Origin of the sequence: Streptomyces sp. NPDC051776 (genome assembly GCF_040681345.1) — a bacterium.
In the GTDB taxonomy this organism is placed as follows: domain Bacteria; phylum Actinomycetota; class Actinomycetes; order Streptomycetales; family Streptomycetaceae; genus Streptomyces.
Map to the genome: position 1 here is coordinate 107317 of NZ_JBFAYQ010000019.1, position 16513 is coordinate 123829.

A 16513-nucleotide genomic window follows, 5' to 3' on the forward strand; every position below is an offset into this window, starting at 1 on the left:
GCGCCCGTGCCGTCGGTCGGGGGTGCTGCCGCGTGCGCGGGGGAACGCGCGCCGGCGCCTCGTGGTCTCCGAGCTCGTGGCCAATGCACCGCCGTGGAGCGTGCGGTTGGACGCATCCGGAAAGCCATGGCCACGGATACGCACCGGGTGTGCCGTCCGCGGCCCGAAGCGGCGAGCGACGGGCGGCAAGCGGTGCGGCCTGTCGCCGTACGCCTTTCCGCCCGCCGCGCCGCCCGCGCCGCCACCCTCGCGTCAGCCGCGGCGTGCCGCCTCCCCGACGCGGCTGCCCCCGGGAACGTCGTCGTCCGCGTGGGCCTCTGCCGGGCCTCCGCTCCCGGGCGGCTCGGGAGTACAACCGGATTGGTGCTCCGCGGTCCGGGGTGCGCGCCGGTCGTGTCGGAGTGTGTGCCGTTCGCCGGCCTGGCGCGCACCGTGCCCGTGCTCAGGGTCGCCACCCTGCTCGCCGATCCGCGCGGAGGACTCGGCGCCGCCCTCGGCCACCGCGGGCTCCTCCGCACGCTCCTCGAGCTTCTGGCCACGCAGCAGGAACCAGGCCCCCACGGCCGTTGCCAGCAGGACCGCCGCGCCCACACCGCACGCGATCCGCAGACCGTCCACGAACGCCTCCTGCGCAGCGGAGAGAAGCCCGGACGCGACGCCGTCCGGCAGCTTAGCCGCCGCCTCCACCGCACCGCCCAGCGACTCGTGCGCCGCTGACGCCGCGTCGGCGGGGACGCCCGCGGGCGGGGTGAAGCCCCGGTAGACCCCGGTGACCACGGAGCCGAGGAGCGCGATACCGAGCGCCGCGCCCAGCTCGTACGCCGTCTCGGACACGGCCGAGGCGGAGCCCGCCTGCTCCTTCGGCACGCTGGAGAGGATTACGTCGGCGGTGACCGTGAAGGAGAAGCCCGCGCCGACGCCGACGACGAGCAGCACCGCGCCCATCAGCCAGTAGCCGGTCTCCACATGCAGCACGGTCAGCGCCGCGAGGGCGAGTCCGACGGCGGCGAGACCGCCGGCGACCACCGCCCGTACGGACCAGCGCCGGGCCGCGGCACCGGCGCCGAGCCCCGTCGCCACCGCGCCTACGGCCGCGGGCAGTTCGGCCAGGCCGGCCTCCAGCGGCGCGCGCCCCTGGACGAGCTGCAGGAACTGCGAGAGGAAGAAGACCAGGCCCGACAGCCCGAGGATGGTCAGCAGGTCGGCCAGGACCGCGCCGGAGAACCCGCGGTTCCTGAAGAGCCGCATGTCCAGCAGCGGTGTGCGGAGCGTGAGTTGGCGCCGGGCGAACACCACCAGGGCGAGGACGCCGAGGACACCGGCCGCGATCGCGTCCCAGCGCAGGCCGTGCGACGCCAGTTCCTTGACGAGGTAGACGACGCCGATCATGCCGACGAGGGAGAGACCGACGCTCGGCAGGTCCCAGGGCCCAGGGGCGGGGTTCTTCGACTCGGGCAGCTGCTTCATTCCGACGAGGACAAGGACCGCCATCACGGGCAGGTTGATGAGGAACACCGAGCCCCACCAGAAGTGCTCCAGCAGGAAGCCGCCCACGACCGGCCCGACGGCCGCGCCCGCCGAGGCCATCGCACCCCAGATGCCGACCGCGACGCTGCGCTCCCGCGGGTCGGGGAAAAGGTTGCGGATCAGGGCCAGGGTGGACGGCATCAGCGTCGCGCCCGCGACACCGAGCAGGGCCCTGGTCGCGATCATCATCTCGGGTGTGGCGGAGTACGCGGCCAGCAGTGAGAGCCCGCCGAAGGCGACGGCGCCGCCGAGCAGGAGTTTCTTGCGGCCGATACGGTCGCCCAGGCTGCCCATGGACACCAGCAGGCCCGCGATGACGAACGAGTAGACGTCGCCTATCCACAGGAGCTGGTTGCCCGTCGGCTTCAGATCCTCGCTCAGGAACGGCGTGGCCAGGCCGAGGACGGTTGCGTCGACGGCCACCAGCAGCACGGCGAGCACGAGGACTGACAGGGCGAGCCACCGCCCCGGCGCGCCCTTGGCCTCCCCGGGCGAGGGTGCACCGTTCACGCTGGTCAGGCGCTCTGCGGTCTTGCTGCTCACTTCTCCACACTCCGAATCATTCCGCCGAGCACGAGCTCGGAGACCATGTAGCCGGCGTCCTTCGACGCGAGCCGGCCCTCCTGGACGGACCAGGCCGAGGCGGCGATGAGGGCGAACAGCGCCTCGGTCAGCCAGGCGGGGGTGAGGTCGAGACGGAAGAGCCCCTGTTCCTGTCCGCGCCGGAACAGCGCGGCGACCTGTTCGTCGATCCGCTCCCAGCCCTCGTCCATGGCTCCCCCGGACTCGTAGAGCTGGTTCTCGCCGTAGAGGAAGGCGAGGAAGCCGGCCACCGGCATGGACTCGGCGACCATGCGTCGTACCGCTTCGACGGGGTCCCCCTCGTCGATCCGCGCCGCCGCGAGCCGCTCCTCCACCAGCTCGATGCCGAGCCGGCCGAGCGCCTCGACGAGCGCGGGCCGCCCGGCGAAGTGCCGGTGCAGGGTGGCACGGCTGATGCCGGCGGCCTTGGCGATCTCGTCCATGGACGCCGTGGCCTTGCGGCTGAGCAGGGCGGCGGCGGCGCGCAGTACGTGTTCGCGATCGACGGTCATGAGACGAGAGTACCCCATGTGAGACATCAATGTCTCACGCGATACGTGCGCGTATCGTCACGAGAGCGTGATGGCGCGGGGTGTGCCGGGCCTCGGGAAGTCCAGGAGGTCGAGGAGGTCGAGGGTGCATGCCGCGGCCGCTGACGGATGCCACGTACTCGCGTGCCGGGGCCCGGTGCCGGGCGGCGGCTGCTCGTACACCTCGGGGTGCTCGCCGCCGCGGGACACGGCGACTCCATTCGCCCCGGACGTCTTTTTCGTCGACGCTTGGCGGGTGGGGCCGACTCCCGCGACACCGCGGCGCGTTCAGCCGCGGTCGCTCAATGCCAGGGCAGCGCGGACCGCTGCCGCCAGTACGTGCCGGGGTCCTCGGCGAGGCCGTCGAGGTGCCTGAGTTGCCCCTCGTCGAGGGTGACGGACACGGCGGTCAGGTTGGAGGCGAGCTGCCCGGTGGTGGCCGCGCCGGAGAGGACCACGCCCGCCCATGGCCGGGCGAGTACGGCCGCGAGGGCGACCGTGTCGCAGCCGACACCGAACTCCTCCGCAATGGCCGTCACTTCGGCCGGTGCCTGTTCCGGCGCCGCGAGACGGCCGTTCGCCACGGCCTCCTTCACGATCACGGTCCGTCCCGCCTCGTGGGCCTCCGCCAGCGCGGGCCCCGCGGATGTCTCCATCAGGTTGTACGTCGCCTGGACCGTACGGAACAGCGGCTCGCCGCCGATCACGACCCCCAGCGCCGCGCGGATCGCGTCCGCCTGCGCCGGCCCGCTGGTCGTCAGGCCGACCGTGACGCCCTCGTCCGAGAGGCGGGCCAGCCGCTCGTGGAGGGCGGGGTCGGTGAGGGCGGGGCTGTCGGTGGTCACGGAGTGGATCTGGTACAAGTCCAGCCGCGCGCCGAGGAGTTCGGCCGTCTGGGCGCGCTGCCGGTCGTAGGTCGCGACGCTGTGGTCCTTCACCTCGTGGACCTCGGCGTCCACGCGCCAGCCGGCCGTGTAGGTGTAACCCCATTTGCTGCCCACAACGACGTCACCGGCGTCCGAGCGGCTCCGCAGCCAGTCGGACAGGAACTCCTCGGACCGCCCGTACGAGCGTGCCGCGTCCACATAGCGCACCCCGCCCGCGTAGGCCGCGTCCAGCAGGGTATGCGCCCGCGCGCGCATCGCGTCCACGGTGCGGGAGTTCGGGAGGTCCCGGTCGCGGCCCAGGGTGATGTAGCCGGGGCGGCCGACCGCCGCCAGGCCGAGTCCGATGCGGGCGGCCGGAGTGGCTGCTTCCGCGAGGCGGGCGAAGGCCATGGCGAGGTGCCTCCCGAGGCGTCGGGGTCCCAGGCCCGGCGGAGATCCAGGCCCGCGCGCCCCAGTCTGTCAGCCCCCGGACCGTCAGCCCTTCGCCGCCGCCCAAGCCTTCTGCTGCGCCACGTCGGCCTTCACCTCCGCGAGCTGCACGGCCACGGCCGAGGGCGCCGTACCGCCGCGGCCGCTGCGGGAGGCGAGCGCGCCCGAAACGTCGAGCACCGTACGCACCTCCGGCGTGAGGTGCGAGGAGATCGCGGCGAACTGCTCGTCCGTCAGCTCGTGCAGCTCGATGCCGTGCGCCTCGCACTCCTTGACGCACGCCCCGGCGACCTCGTGCGCGACGCGGAAGGGCACGCCCTGCCTGACCAGCCACTCGGCGATGTCGGTGGCGAGCGAGAAGCCGGCCGGGGCCAGCTCCTCCATCCGCTCGCGGTTGACGGTGAGGGTCGCCATCATGCCGGTGAAGGCGGGCAGCAGTACCTCCAGGGTGTCACAGGAGTCGAACACCGGCTCCTTGTCCTCCTGCAGGTCACGGTTGTACGCGAGCGGGAGCGCCTTCAGCGTCGCCAGCAGGCCCGTCAGATTGCCGATCAGACGGCCGGACTTGCCGCGGGCCAGCTCGGCGATGTCCGGGTTCTTCTTCTGCGGCATGATCGATGAGCCCGTGGAGAACGCGTCGTGGAGCGTGACGAAGGAGAACTCCTTCGTGTTCCAGATGATGACCTCCTCGGCGATCCGGGACAGGTCGACGCCGATCATCGCGGTGATGAAGGCGAACTCGGCGACGAAGTCGCGGGAGGCCGTGCCGTCGATGGAGTTGCCCGAGGAGCCGTGCTCGAAGCCGAGGTCGGCGGCGACGGCCTCCGGGTCGAGGCCGAGGGAGGAGCCGGCGAGGGCGCCGGACCCGTACGGGGAGACCGCGGTGCGCTCGTCCCACTGCCGCAGCCGCTCCGCGTCCCGGGACAGCGCCTGGGCGTGCGCGAGCACGTGGTGCGCGAAGAGAACGGGCTGGGCGTGCTGAAGGTGCGTCCGGCCGGGCATGGCGACGTTCGGGTGCGCCTCGGCGAGGCGGGTCAGCGTCTCCTGGAGCTCGGCGAGCAGGCCGCCGATGATGCGGGCGTGGTCCCGCAGGTACATCCGGAAGAGCGTTGCGATCTGGTCGTTGCGGGAACGGCCGGCCCGCAGCTTGCCGCCGAGGTCGGGTCCGAGCCGCTCCAGCAGCCCCCGCTCCAGGGCGGTGTGCACGTCCTCATCGGCGATGGTGCCGGTGAAGCTGCCGTCGGCGACGTCGGCCTCCAGCCGGTCGAGACCGGTGAGCATCCGCTCCAGCTCGTCGGCGGTGAGCAGTCCGGCCTTGTGGAGCACGCGGGCGTGGGCGCGCGAGCCGGCGATGTCGTACGGCGCGAGCCTCCAGTCGAAGTGGACGGACGCAGAGAGCACCGCCAGTGCCTCCGATGGCCCGTCGGCGAACCTGCCGCCCCAGAGACGGACATCGCCACCGTTGCCGTTGCTCACTGCTCTGCTCCTCAAAGGGTCCTGGTAAGGCGGTGAATGTGCGGCCGCCTCCCCACCGGGAGGCGAGGAGGCGGCAGGGTGAAGGAGGTTACTCTCAGGCAAGGTCGCGCTTGGCCGCGATCTTCGACGACATGCCGAAGATCTCGATGAAGCCCTTCGACAGCGACTGGTCGAACGTGTCGCCGGTGTCGTAGGTGGCCAGGTTGAAGTCGTAGAGCGACTGCGCGGACTTCCGGCCGGTGACGACGGCCCGGCCGCCGTGCAGCGTCATGCGGATGTCGCCGGAGACGTGCTCGTTGGCCTCGTTGATGAAGCCGTCGAGGGCGCGCTTGAGCGGGGAGAACCAGAGGCCGTCGTAGACCAGTTCGCTCCACCGCTGCTCGACCTGCCGCTTGTACCGGGCGAGTTCACGCTCGACGGTGACGTTCTCCAGCTCCTGGTGGGCGGTGATCAGGGCGATCGCGCCGGGGGCCTCGTAGACCTCACGGGACTTGATGCCGACCAGCCGGTCCTCGACCATGTCGATCCGTCCGATGCCCTGGGCGCCGGCCCGCGCGTTGAGCTGCTGGATGGCCTGGAGGACGGTGACGGGCTTGCCGTCGATGGCGACCGGGACACCCTTCTCGAAGGTGATGATCACCTCGTCCGCCTCTCGCGGGGTGGCCGGGTTCTGGGTGTACTCGTAGACGTCCTCGATGGGGGCGTTCCAGATGTCCTCGAGGAAGCCGGTCTCCACGGCCCGCCCGAAGACGTTCTGGTCGATGGAGTACGGGGACTTCTTGGTCGTGGCGATCGGCAGGCCCTTGTCTTCGCAGAAGGCGATGGCCTTGTCCCGGGTCATCGCATAGTCCCGGACGGGGGCGATGCACTTCAGGTCGGGGGCCAGAGAGGAGATCCCGGCCTCGAACCGGACCTGGTCATTGCCCTTGCCGGTGCAGCCGTGGGCCACGATCGAGGCGGTGTGCTTCTGCGCGGCGGCGACGAGGTGCTTGACGATGGTCGGCCGGGAGAGCGCGGAGACCAGCGGGTAGCGGTCCATGTACAGGGCGTTCGCCTTGAGGGCCGGCAGGCAGTACTCGACGGCGAACTCGTCCTTGGCGTCCGCGACCTCGGCCTCGACCGCACCGCAGGCGAGCGCCCGCTTGCGGATGACGTCGAGGTCCTCGCCGCCCTGGCCGACATCGACAGCGACAGCGATGACCTCGGCGCTCGTCTCCTCGGCGATCCAGCCGATGGCGACGGAGGTGTCCAGACCGCCTGAGTAGGCGAGTACGACGCGCTCGGTCACGGGTCTCTCCTTACGGTGCATCTACTGATGGAATAAGTATGCATTGCTCTGCATGATTCGTCAACGCGCTGGGACGGCTTCGCGGAACCGCAGGTCAGAGGCGCCCCGGCCGCTCCCCCGGCCGCACGGGGCGGCATAATCCCGTCCATGGGGAAGGTCTACGAGCGCATCGAGGGCAGGATCCGCACCTTCATCGAGGAGCAGCCGGTGTTCTTCACAGCCACCGCGCCGCTCACTGGGGACGGGCATGTCAATCTCTCCCCGAAGGGCCGCGCGGGCTCGCTCGTCGTTCTCGACCCGCTGACCCTGGCCTACCTGGACTTCGGCGGCAGCGGCGCGGAGACCATCGCCCACCTCCGTGAGAACGGCCGCATCACTGTGATGTGGTGCGCCTTCACCGGGCCCCCGAAGGTGCTGCGCGTACACGGCCGCGGCGAGCCCATCTTCCGTGACGACCCGCGCTGGGGCGACGTGATACCCCTCTTCGGCGATGCCGACGGCCCGTCCGCCCGGGCGATCATCGTGGTCAGGGCCGAGCGCATCGGCGACAGCTGCGGCTTCGCCGTCCCGCACATGGACTACCGCGAGGAACGCACGCAGCACGCCGAGCACTTCGGGCGGAAAACGGACGAGGAGTTCGCGGCCTACTGCGAGAAGAAGGAGCACGTCGGCGTCAGCCTCGACGGGCTGCCCGCGCTGCCTCTGCCGCTCCCGCCGCGTAGCGGCTGAGACGCGAGCGCGTCCGCCGGCACGCGAACGCACCCAGCGGCACTCACAGCGGGCGCACGGCGGGCACGTACAGCCGGGACATCCAGCCGGCGCGATGCGCATGCGGGCCGGGCACGTATGCACGGCGGCCGGACACATATGCACAGCGACCGGACGCGAACTCCCGGCGGCTGAGGGCGAACACGCACCGATCGCGGCGCGAAGTCGACGGCACTCGGCAGGAATCTCTCGCGTGAATCCTCGCGGCCGTTGAGCGACCGCCCCTCCCGCTCCGTATCACTGGTCAGCACAGCTCAGGGATGGCGCCACTGGGAGGCGAGAGCGTTGACGACGACCATTCCGTATGAAGGCCGGGCCGCCAGGCGCCAGGCCGAACGACGGATGCGGCCGCGCCGCTCACCCGCGCGCCCCCTGCTCGCCCTCATCTGGGCCGGGGCGGTCGCAGTGCTCTACCCGTGGTGGATCAACACCACCGCGGTGAACACCACGGCCGACTGGCTCACCGGTGCCGGGCGCATCACCGGCCTGCTCGCGGGCTACTCCACGGCGATCGTCGTGGCGCTGATGTCCCGCCTGCCCGCCCTTGAACGACGGGTGGGCTCGGACGTCATGGCCCGTTGGCACGCCATGGCGGGCCGATACACGATCTTCCTCATCCTCGCCCACATCGCATCGATCGTCGGCGGCTACGCGCTGCAGTCCGGCACGACCTTCGTCGACCAGACCGTCTCCGTGGTCCTCGAATACCCCGACATGATCGAGGCCGCCATCGGCACGAGCCTGCTGCTGATCGTCGGCTTCGTCTCGGCCGGTCTCGTACGTCGCCGGATGCGCTACGAGACCTGGTACTACCTGCACCTGATGACGTACGCGGCGGTCTTCCTCGCGTTCTGGCACCAGCTCAGTACGGGTGCCGAGTTCGTGGCCGATCCCGGCGCCCGTGCCGCCTGGTACGCGATCTACGGCGGCGCGACGACCCTGGTGATCTGGTACCGGGTCCTCACCCCCGTCCGCCTCAACCTCCGCCACCGGCTGCGGGTCGAAGCCACGATCGAGGAGGCGCCCGGCGTCGTCTCGGTCGTGATGAGCGGACGGCGGCTGGACCGGCTGGGCGCACAGGCCGGGCAGTTCTTCCGCTGGCGCTTCCTCGCCAAAGGGCTGCGCTGGACGGCCAATCCCTACTCCCTCTCGGCCGCGCCCCACGAGAACCGAATGCGCATCACCGTCAAGGCCGCGGGCGACCACAGCGCCGCGCTCGCCGGACTCGTACCCGGCACGCGTGTCTGGGCGGAGGGCCCCTACGGCGCGCTCACCGCCGCCCGCCGGCAGCGTGGCCGCGGTACCAAGGTGCTGCTCATCGCCGGCGGCGCGGGCATCACCCCACTGCGCGCGCTCTTCGAAACGATCCCGGCCCGGCCAGGTGACCTGACGCTGCTCTACCGGGCCAGGCGGCACGAAGACCTTGCGCTGTGGGGCGAGTTGAGGGAGATCGCCGACGCTCGCGGAGCCCGGCTGCTGTACGCGGTGAACGGCCCGGACGGCGCCCGCCCCGAGATCTCCGCCGAGAACCTGCGCAAGGTCCTCCCCGACATCGACCGCCACGACGCGTATCTGTGCGGCCCGCCGGGACTCGCCGAGGAGTCCTACGAGGCCCTGCGCGAGGCAGGGGTCCCGGCGAACCGTATCCACCACGAGTCCTTCGAATGGTGAGTTCATGAAGAAGCACCCGATGCGCCACATCCTGCTCAGCACGGCCGCAACCGTCTCCGGCGTGGTGATGCTGCTGGCGCTCAAGGCCCCTGGGCTGCCGAGCAGTTCGACGCAGGCGAGCGGGCTGCCCGCCACACCGCCGGCATCGGCGCCTCCCGCAGGTGAGGGCCGGCCGCAGCAGCAGGGCGGTGCCGGGCAGCAGGAGCAGGGTCAGCAGCCGGGGAATCCGCCGCAGCAGGACGGGCAGCAACCGGCCGACCCGGGCGGGCAGCAGTCGGAAGGACGGGAGTCGGGAGACGAGCGGAATTCCGGGGGCGGCGGGGCCCGTACGGTCGTCGGCGACGCCGTGCAGACCGACTACGGCCCGGTGCAGGTCCGGCTCACGGTCTCCGACGGCCGCATCACCGAGGCCGCCGCGGCGCAGGCCCCCTCCTCGACGCCGATGTCGAAGAAGATCACCTCCAACGCGGTCCCCCAGCTCAACCAGGAGGCGGTGACGGCGCAGAGCGGCGACATCGACGCGGTGTCCGGTGCCACGTACACCAGCGAGGGCTACACCCGCTCGCTGCAGAGCGCGCTGGACAAGGCCGGTGTCTGATCCGGTGGCGGAACACCCGCGGCTTCGCCGGGTCGAGCACGCCATGGGCACGGTGTTCTCCTTCGACGTGCGCGGCGAGGCCGCCGCGGCGGCGGAGGCGGAGGCGTCGGTGGACGCCGCCGCGCAGTGGCTGCACCGGGTGGACGCGCTGTTCTCGCTCTACAAGCCGGAGAGCGAGATGAGCAGGCTGGCCCGCGGCGAGCTGGCAGCGGCCGACTGCGATCCGCTGATCCCCGAGGTTCTGGCGTTGTGCGAGGCCGCCGAGGCGCGCAGCGAGGGCTGGTTCAGCACGCGCCACGCGGGCGTGCTCGACCCCACGGGGCTGGTCAAGGGCTGGGCGGTGGAACGCGCCTCCCGCCTGCTCGCGGCCCGCGGACTGGTCGACACCTGCATCAATGGCGGCGGTGACATCCAGCTCAGCGGCGAGAAGGAGCCGGGCAGACCCTGGCGGATCGGCATCAGCGACCCGCTGCGCCCGGGCGAACTCGTGGCGATCGTCGAGGCGGAGGACGACCTGGGGGTCGCGACGTCCGGTACGGCCGAGCGCGGCTGCCACATCCTGGACCCGCACACGGGAGCGCCGCCCGCGGACTCGCTGGCCTCGGTGACGGTCCTCACCCGCGGCTTGACGGCGGCGGACGCGTGGGCGACCGCCGCCTTCGCCCGCGGCGCCTCGTGCCGCGACTGGCTGGAGGCCCTGCCGGACGTGGAGGCGTTCGCCGTCGAGACGACGGGCAGGACGTGGTGCACGGCGGGGTTCCGCGCGTTCGCGCCCGTGAACTGAGGCCCGTCGCGCGGGCCCGCGGTCCGGGAGCCGCCCGGAGCACGACCGAGGTCCCCCGAGCCAGGCCAAGAAGGTGGCGCCGTGACCGGTCCGGCGAATGACCCGTCCCGGCGAACGGCACGGCCCGCCTGCGACGGCCCGGTCCATCGGGAGCCCGGTCGGTCGGTGGGCAGGGCCCCTCCGACGGCACGGCCCCTCGAAAGGCATGGCCCCTCGAAAGGCACGGCCCCTCGGACGGCCCCGTCCGGCGTATGGCCCGGTCCGGCGACTGGCGCGGTCCGTCGGGTAGGCGGCGCTCAGCGCGCCTTCTGGGCCAACCTCAGCAGGTGGTCCGCGAGCGCCTGGCCGCCCGTGGGGGCGCGGCTGATCAAGAGCAGGGTGTCGTCACCGGCAATCGTGCCGATGATCTCGTGGACCTCCGCCTGGTCGATGGCCGAGGCGAGGAACTGGGCAGCGCCGGGCGGGGTGCGCAACACCACCAGGTTCGCCGACGCCTCCGCGGAGATGAGCAGTTCGCCCGCCAGGCGCGCCATACGGCCCTCGCTCGCCGACTCCCCCAGCGGAGCCCGCGGTGTGCGGTCGCCGCCCTCGCTCGGCACCGCGTAGATGAGCTCACCGCCGGTGTTGCGGATCTTCACCGCACCCAGCTCGTCCAGGTCGCGGGAGAGCGTCGCCTGCGTGACGGACAGGCCGTCGTCGGCGAGCAGCTTGGCGAGCTGGCTCTGGGACCGCACCGGCTGCCGCCCGAGGATGTCGACAATCCGCCGGTGGCGGGCGGTACGGGTCTGGGGTACCGCGGGTCCGCCGTGGTCGGTTCCGCCGCGCTCGCTGTCCTGCGCCTGGCTCATCGTCGTCATTCTCCGGATCGTCGCTCCCCGTGTGCCGCGTCCAGGATCGCCGGGAGCGCCCCGAGGAACGCATCCACCTCGCCGTCGCCGATGATCAGCGGCGGGGCGAGCCGCACGACGTCGGGCGCGACCGCGTTCACCAGGAGACCGGCTTCCTGCGCCGCCCGCTGCACATCAGGCGCAACGGGCTCGGTGAGCACCATACCGAGCAGCAGGCCCGCACCGCGGACCTGGCCGACCAACGGGTGGGCGAGAGCGTCGATCCCGGAGCGCAGCCGCTCGCCGATGCGCTTGACGTGGTCGAGGATCCCGTCGGCCTGAATGGTGTCGAGGACGGCGAGGGCGGCGGCGCAGGCGACCGGGTTCCCACCGAAGGTCGAACCGTGCTGACCCGGTGTCAGAAGGCCTGCGGCCTCGCCGAAGGCGACCGTCGCGCCGATCGGCAGTCCGCCGCCGAGGCCCTTGGCGAGGGTGACCACGTCCGGCTCGACGCCCTGGGCCTGGTGCTCGAACCAGTGACCCGTGCGCCCGATGCCGGTCTGGATCTCGTCGAGTACGAGCAGCGTGCCGGTGGCGCGGGTGATCTCCCGGGCGGCGGCCAGATACCCCTTGGGCGGTACGACGACGCCGTTCTCGCCCTGAACCGGCTCGATGACGACGAGCGCGGTACCGGTGGTGACGGCGGCGCGCAGCGCGTCGGCGTCCCCGTACGGCACATGCGTGACGTCGCCGGGGAGCGGCCGGAACGGCTCCTGCTTGGCCGGCTGGCCGGTGAGCGCGAGGGCACCCATGGTGCGGCCGTGGAAACCGCCCTCGGTGGCGACCATGTGCGAACGTCCCGTGCGCCGCCCGATCTTGACGGCCGCTTCGATCGCCTCGGCGCCGGAGTTGGAGAAGTAGACGCGCCCGGGGCGGCCGAGGAGCTGGAGGAGCCGTTCTGCGAGGGCGACCGGGGGCTCGGCCACGAAGAGGTTGGAGACGTGCCCGAGGGTGGCGATCTGCTCGGAGACGGCCCGTACGACGGCGGGGTGGGCGTGGCCGAGGGAGTTGACGGCGATCCCGCCGACGAAGTCGGTGTACGTCCTGCCCTCGGCGTCCCGTACGGTGGCGCCCCGGCCGCCGACCAGCGGCAGCCGGGGTGTGCCGTAGTTGTCCATCAGGGCGCCCCGCCAGCGCCGGGTCAGTTCCTGGTTGCCCGAATCCTGCGTGCCGCTTCCCGAATTCCGACTGAGCGTCATGCCTCCCCCGTTTCCCGGTCGTCGGCGACGACCATCGTGCCGACACCCTCGTCGGTGAAAATCTCCAGCAGGATCGAGTGCTGCACCCGGCCGTCGATGACGCGTGCGGTGCGCACCCCGTGGCGTACGGCGTGGAGGCAGCCCTCCATCTTGGGGACCATGCCGCTGGCCAGCTCCGGCAGCAGCTGCTCCAGTTGACTCGCGGTCAGCTTGCTGATGACCTCGTCGCTGTTGGGCCAGTCCTCGTAGAGGCCCTCGACGTCGGTGAGGACCATCAGCGTCTCGGCGCCCAGGGCGGCGGCGAGCGCGGCGGCGGCGGTATCGGCGTTGATGTTGTAGACGTGACCGTCGTCCTGGCTGCGGGCGATCGAGGAGACGACCGGGATGCGGCCGTCGTCCAGCAGCGCCTGTATGGCTCCGGCGTCGATATCGGTGATGTCGCCGACTCGTCCGATGTCCACGGACTCCCCGTTGATCTCGGCGAAGCGCTTGGTGGCGGTCATGGTGTGCGCGTCCTCGCCGGTCATGCCGATGGCGAGGGGGCCGTGCTGGTTGAGGAGCCCGACCAGTTCGCGCTGCACCTGACCGGCGAGCACCATCCGCACCACGTCCATCGCCTCGGGCGTGGTGACGCGCAGCCCCGCCTTGAACTCCGAGACCAGGCCCAGTTTGTCGAGGTGGGCGCTGATCTGCGGGCCGCCGCCGTGGACGACGACCGGCTTGAGGCCGGCGTGCCGGAGGAAGACCACGTCCTGCGCGAACGCGCACTTCAGTTCGTCGTCGACCATGGCGTTGCCGCCGAACTTGATGACGACGATCTTGCCGTGGTGGCGGGTGAGCCAGGGCAGCGCCTCGATGAGGGTCTGCGCCTTGGGCAGGGCGGTGTGCTTGCGTGTGGGCACACCGGGCCGGATGTTGGGGGAGCTCATGAGGAGTAGGCGCTGTTCTCGTGGACGTAGTCGGCTGTGAGGTCGTTGGTCCAGATGACCGCGGACTCGGCGCCCGCGGCCAGGTCGGCGGTGATGCGGACCTCGCGGAAGCGCATGTCGACTCGTGAGCGGTCCTCGCCGGCCGAGCCGTTCTTGCAGACCCAGACGTCGTTGATGGCGACGTTGAGCTGGTCGGGCTCGAAGACGGCGGAGGTGGTACCGATCGCGGAGAGCACCCGCCCCCAGTTGGGGTCCTCGCCGTGGACGGCGCACTTGAGGAGGTTGCTGCGCGCGATGGAGCGTCCGACCTCGACGGCGTCGTCCTCACTCGCGGCGTTGATCACCTCGACGCGGATGTCCTTGGAGGCGCCTTCGGCGTCGCCGATGAGCCGGCGGGCCAGGGTGTCGCAGACCTCGGTGAGCGCAGCGGCGAACTCCTCGCGGCGGGGGGTGATGCCGGATGCGCCGGAAGCGAGGAGGTAGACGGCGTCGTTGGTGGACATGCAGCCGTCGGAGTCGGCCCGGTCGAAGGTGACACGGGTCGCGGCCCGCAGCGCCGCGTCCAGTTCGGCGGCTTCGAGGTCGGCGTCCGTGGTGAAGACGACGAGCATGGTCGCCAGGCCCGGGGCGAGCATGCCCGCGCCCTTGGCCATGCCCCCGATCGTCCAGCCGTCGCCCTCGACGACGGCCGTCTTGTGCACCGAGTCGGTGGTCTTGATGGCGATGGCCGCCTTCTCGCCGCCGTGCGCGGAGAGTTCGGCGACCGCCGTGTCGATGCCGGACAGCACCTTGTCCATCGGCAGCCGGACGCCGATCAGGCCGGTGGAGGCGACGGCGACCTCGGCCGCGCTCTCGCCCAGGGAGTCGGCGACCTTCTCGGCGGTGGCGTGGGTGTCCTGGAAGCCCAGCGGCCCCGTACAGGCGTTGGCGCCACCGGAGTTGAGGACGACGGCACAGATCCGACCGCCCCTGAGGACCTGCTCGGACCACAGGACGGGCGCGGCCTTGACGCGGTTGGAAGTGAACACGCCCGCGGCGGCACGACGCGGCCCGGTGTTGACGACGAGCGCCAGGTCGGGCCGGCCGTTCTCCTTGATCCCGGCGGCGATGCCCGCCGCCGTGAATCCCTTGGCTGCCGTGACGCTCACTGCGCCTCCTTCGTCGTTGCCCCGCTCACGGTGCCGCTCCGGTTCACGGGGCGACCCCGGTCGTGGGAAGACCGGTGTCCTCGGGGAGCCCGAGGGCGATGTTCATGCTCTGCACCGCGCCGCCGGCGGTGCCCTTCGTGAGGTTGTCGATCGCGCTGATGGCCACGATGCGTCCGGCGGCCTTGTCGTACGCGACCTGGATGAGGGCGGCGTTCGATCCGTACACGGCCGCGGTGGACGGCCACTGGCCCTCGGGGAGGAGCTGGATGAAGGTCTCGGCGGCGAGCGCTTTGTCGTACGCCTCGCGCACCGCGGCGGCCGTCACCCCGGGCTTCGCCTTGACGTTGCAGGTCGCGAGGATGCCGCGGGGCATCGGCGCGAGCGTCGGCGTGAAGGAGACGGTCACGGGCTCACCGGCCACCGCGCTGAGGTTCTGGACGATCTCGGGGGTATGGCGGTGGCCGCCGCCGACGCCGTAGGGGCTCATGGAGCCCATGACCTCGCTGCCCAGCAGATGCGGCTTGGGCGACTTGCCCGCGCCGGAGGTGCCGGACGCGGCGACGATCACGGCTTCCGGCTCGGCGAGCCCGGCGTCGTAGGCCGGGAACAGCGCGAGGGAGACGGCGGTCGGATAGCAGCCGGGGACGGCGATGCGCCGGGTGCCGCGGAGCGCGGCACGTGCGCCGGGCAGCTCGGGCAGACCGTACGGCCAGGTTCCGGCGTGCGGGGAGTCGTAGAACGTCTCCCATGCCTCGGGGTCCCGGAGGCGGAAATCCGCGCCACAGTCGACGACCAGGGCATCCTCCCCGAGCTCCGCTGCGACAGCGGCGGACCGACCGTGCGGGAGCGCGAGGAAGACCACGTCATGCGCGGCGAGGACCTCGGTGGTGGTCGGCTCGAGGACGCGGTCGGCCAGTGGCAGGAGGTGCGGCTGGAGGGTGCCCAGCCGCTGCCCGGCGTTGCTGTTCGCCGTGACGGCCCCGACGTCGGCGGCCGGGTGCCCGGCGAGCAGGCGGAGCAGTTCCCCGCCCGCGTATCCGCTCGCTCCTGCGACTGCCACTCGTACCGCCATCGAACCTCCCTCTCGATGGCATGACTATACGGAATGTAGCAGCTTTATGCAATGAGACAGCGGGCCCGTGGGGACCCGGCCACAGGCCGCTATGTGTGCGCCACGGCTTCGCCGGCCGTGACCTGGGGAGGGTTGGGGAGCAGGGAGGAGAGGCGGTCCCGTACGAAGTCCGCCGCCCTGGCGGTCGACTCGTCCGCGCCCGACCGGTCCTGGAACACACTCGTGGAGACCATCACTCCGTCCCCGGCATCGACCCAGTAGTAGGCGACGAGACCCGGGACCTTACGGAGAAGCGGCACGAACTCCTCGGCGACGCGGCGTCCTGCCTCGGCCGGATCGGTCACCCCTTCGTACCGCCGAACCACTGCGTACATGACTGTTCTCCTCACGAATGCGGGGGTTTCTCTGCGGGGGACGGCGTACCCACCGCGGCACCCTCGGTGTGCGCGAGAGGTGCGGCAATCACCGGAAGGGCCCTCATCCGTGATCCGAACAGCGGCTTCCGGAGCCCGGGGTGGCGGAGTACGCGAGGGAAGCCGTCGGCCCGGTCCGGGCCCGCACGGTCCCGGACCGCCCGCTGCCGCAGGGGACCGGATACGGGATCGCGCGCGGGGCGCAGCGCGCTGCGACTGTGCGTCACGCCCGGGCCATCGGCCCGGGTTGCAGGCGCCCCGGCGGCCGGGGGGGGGGGGGGCGCGCCCCCCCGCCCCCCGGGGGGGGGGGGGGGGGCGGGGTGGG

15 protein-coding genes and 1 pseudogene are annotated in these 16513 nt (G+C 71.8%); 4 read left to right on the top strand and 12 right to left on the bottom strand.

Annotated elements, in window-relative coordinates; genetic code table 11:
- Positions 1-504 precede the first annotated feature (504 nt).
- The 6 genes and pseudogenes from AB0M26_RS17185 to AB0M26_RS17210 form a co-directional block, all read right to left on the bottom strand.
- Positions 505-2046 (bottom strand): annotated as a pseudogene (locus AB0M26_RS17185) (MFS transporter); the annotation flags it as partial.
- A gap of 20 nt (positions 2047-2066) precedes the next feature.
- Positions 2067-2621, bottom strand: coding sequence for a TetR/AcrR family transcriptional regulator (locus AB0M26_RS17190; RefSeq protein ID WP_365261286.1), 555 nt, complete (start codon positions 2619-2621; stop codon positions 2067-2069).
- A gap of 57 nt (positions 2622-2678) precedes the next feature.
- Positions 2679-2849: a hypothetical protein gene (locus tag AB0M26_RS17195; protein WP_365261289.1), complete on the bottom strand. Its 171-nt coding sequence runs from the start codon at positions 2847-2849 to the stop codon at positions 2679-2681.
- Positions 2850-2941: 92 nt separating this feature from the next.
- Positions 2942-3916 carry an aldo/keto reductase gene (locus AB0M26_RS17200; protein WP_365261291.1) on the bottom strand — a complete coding sequence of 325 codons (975 nt, stop codon included), beginning with the start codon at positions 3914-3916 and terminating at the stop codon, positions 2942-2944.
- 84 nt (positions 3917-4000) lie between these two features.
- Complete coding sequence (argH, locus tag AB0M26_RS17205; protein WP_365261294.1) at positions 4001-5431, bottom strand: argininosuccinate lyase; 1431 nt, start codon at positions 5429-5431, stop codon at positions 4001-4003.
- Positions 5432-5525: 94 nt separating this feature from the next.
- Positions 5526-6719, bottom strand: a complete 1194-nt coding sequence (locus tag AB0M26_RS17210) for an argininosuccinate synthase (RefSeq protein WP_365261296.1) — start codon at positions 6717-6719, stop codon at positions 5526-5528.
- A 147-nt stretch (positions 6720-6866) separates the two neighbouring features.
- Between AB0M26_RS17210 and AB0M26_RS17215 the strand changes: the two genes are divergently transcribed.
- The 4 genes from AB0M26_RS17215 (at position 6867) to AB0M26_RS17230 (ending at position 10540) form a co-directional block, all read left to right on the top strand.
- Complete coding sequence (locus AB0M26_RS17215; RefSeq protein WP_365261300.1) at positions 6867-7448, top strand: pyridoxamine 5'-phosphate oxidase family protein; 582 nt, start codon at positions 6867-6869, stop codon at positions 7446-7448.
- Positions 7449-7772: 324 nt separating this feature from the next.
- Positions 7773-9158 carry a ferredoxin reductase family protein gene (locus AB0M26_RS17220; RefSeq protein WP_365261303.1) on the top strand — a complete coding sequence of 462 codons (1386 nt, stop codon included), beginning with the start codon at positions 7773-7775 and terminating at the stop codon, positions 9156-9158.
- A gap of 4 nt (positions 9159-9162) precedes the next feature.
- On the top strand, positions 9163-9756 hold the full coding sequence (locus AB0M26_RS17225; RefSeq protein ID WP_365261305.1) for an FMN-binding protein: 594 nt from the start codon (positions 9163-9165) through the stop codon (positions 9754-9756).
- A 43-nt stretch (positions 9757-9799) separates the two neighbouring features.
- Positions 9800-10540, top strand: coding sequence for an FAD:protein FMN transferase (locus tag AB0M26_RS17230; protein WP_365261350.1), 741 nt, complete (start codon positions 9800-9802; stop codon positions 10538-10540).
- Between the two features lie 296 nt (positions 10541-10836).
- Here the strand turns inward: AB0M26_RS17230 and AB0M26_RS17235 are convergent, their stop codons facing one another.
- The 6 genes from AB0M26_RS17235 to AB0M26_RS17260 form a co-directional block, all read right to left on the bottom strand.
- Positions 10837-11388, bottom strand: coding sequence for an arginine repressor (locus tag AB0M26_RS17235; protein WP_365261352.1), 552 nt, complete (start codon positions 11386-11388; stop codon positions 10837-10839).
- 5 nt (positions 11389-11393) lie between these two features.
- Positions 11394-12626 carry an acetylornithine transaminase gene (locus AB0M26_RS17240; protein ID WP_365261308.1) on the bottom strand — a complete coding sequence of 411 codons (1233 nt, stop codon included), beginning with the start codon at positions 12624-12626 and terminating at the stop codon, positions 11394-11396.
- A complete protein-coding gene (argB, locus tag AB0M26_RS17245) occupies positions 12623-13555 on the bottom strand; it encodes an acetylglutamate kinase (RefSeq protein ID WP_365261311.1) in 933 nt (310 codons plus the stop codon). Before argB ends, AB0M26_RS17240 begins: the two co-directional genes overlap by 4 nt.
- The gene (gene argJ, locus AB0M26_RS17250; protein WP_365261314.1) at positions 13552-14703 is read right to left on the bottom strand and encodes a bifunctional glutamate N-acetyltransferase/amino-acid acetyltransferase ArgJ; all 1152 of its coding nucleotides are present in this window, start codon (positions 14701-14703) and stop codon (positions 13552-13554) included. The genes argB and argJ overlap by 4 nt, the downstream gene beginning before the upstream one ends.
- Before the next feature lie 43 nt (positions 14704-14746).
- A complete protein-coding gene (argC, locus tag AB0M26_RS17255) occupies positions 14747-15775 on the bottom strand; it encodes an N-acetyl-gamma-glutamyl-phosphate reductase (protein ID WP_365261317.1) in 1029 nt (342 codons plus the stop codon).
- Between the two features lie 89 nt (positions 15776-15864).
- The gene (locus AB0M26_RS17260; RefSeq protein WP_365261320.1) at positions 15865-16149 is read right to left on the bottom strand and encodes a hypothetical protein; all 285 of its coding nucleotides are present in this window, start codon (positions 16147-16149) and stop codon (positions 15865-15867) included.
- Positions 16150-16513: the final 364 nt, after the last annotated feature.